We start from the raw sequence: 1470 nt of genomic DNA on the forward strand, positions 1-1470 counted from the left end.
CGGACTACCAGCTGCAGCATGACGGTCGCTTCCTGCTGTCGCAGGTGATCGACATGAATGGCAACACGGTCAATTATGCCTATACCTGCCCGCAACGACCCGTCTGCTATCCGTCGAAGATCAGCTATGGCGGTGGAGCATCGATTAACTTCGCCTACGATATCCGTCCCGACTGGCAGGTGATGGCGAACGGTCTGAGCCTGTCTTACACACGCTACCGTCTGAAGACGATTGCCGTCTATGGTGGTGGGTTGCTGCGCAGTGCCTATACGCTGACCTATGACCAGGCACCGCTGACCAATGTCTCGCGGCTCACCAAGGTGCAGCAGTATGGACGCGATGCGACGATCACGTCCGGTGTCGTTACCGGTGACACCGTGCGCACCATCCGTCAGATGGTCTACGACAATCTCACCTTCAGTTATACCAGGGTCGCAGCACAGTTGCCGGCCCCGCCCGAGCCAGATCCAGACACCACTCCCAGTGCGGATGACTATCCTGCGTATTACGGAATGGAGACGGGTGACCTTGATTTTGATGGTCGCGACGAGCTCTGGGGGAATAGCAAGACGACCAAAGCGCAATTTGATATTCTTGGATTTGGTGACGATGGGAAGGTCGCGACGATATCGCAAAAGAAACTTGGGTTCCCTACTCAAGAAGATGTCGGCTACAATTACCTATCGTCATCAACTTTGGCTGGACGATTCTCGAGTAAAGACCTCAAAGATATCGGAATTTCCACTCCGATTACCTATACTAGCTACGCCGGCGACAGCTACTCCGTAAGCTTCGGGCGAGATGCACGTATGGGTGTTATTTCGGATGGGCTTGGCGTTACGATAAAAACCTGCCCTGGAGCGAACTCCGCTGTTTGCGGTGTGTTGAGCGCGAGTTCAGGTTTCAGTACCAGCCAAGGAGAGTCTTTTGATCGGCTGAAGCGCGCCGTCGTTGATTCGGACGGCGATGGCTTGGATGAAATGGTGAAGTTTGGTAATCCGGTCGTCGGTGTTGCAGACTACCGTGGTAATGGCCGCCAGGGCGCAATTGCGGGCAACAACAATTCGACCGCCTACCGCTATGTGAACGGCGCATGGACTGGCACTTCGATCGGCGCCAAATGCAACAGACCGGAACAATATACCGAGCAGGTCTATTGCGCCGTTGGGGATCTAAATGGCGACGGCGCCAGCGATATGATCGCCTACAGTGCGCTAAACCAATATGTTGACGTCTATCTCTCGACCGGCAACGGTTTCGTCAAGGTGGCGGATGACGTCGGCCTTGCGGGTGCCCCGATCCTGCGCGATCTCGACAATGATGGTAAAGCTGAGTTTGTCGCCAATAAAGATCGTCGAGAGGGGCGGTTTTACAAAACGATGGCGACCTATGCGCTTCAGTTCAGCGCGGACGGAGTTGCTGTCGTGGCCTCCGGCCAGTCTATTGCCGGCTCTGGCTGGTCCGGCGACT

The 1470-nt window shown here is 55.4% G+C and carries 1 protein-coding gene; it reads left to right on the plus strand.

Annotated elements, in window-relative coordinates:
* Nucleotides 1-1470: FG-GAP repeat domain-containing protein (locus AC2GXZ_RS32520; protein WP_483763376.1), on the plus strand; the 1470-nt coding region annotated here is incomplete at both ends.

It is taken from the genome of Aliirhizobium sp. YIM B11859 (assembly GCF_057163345.1).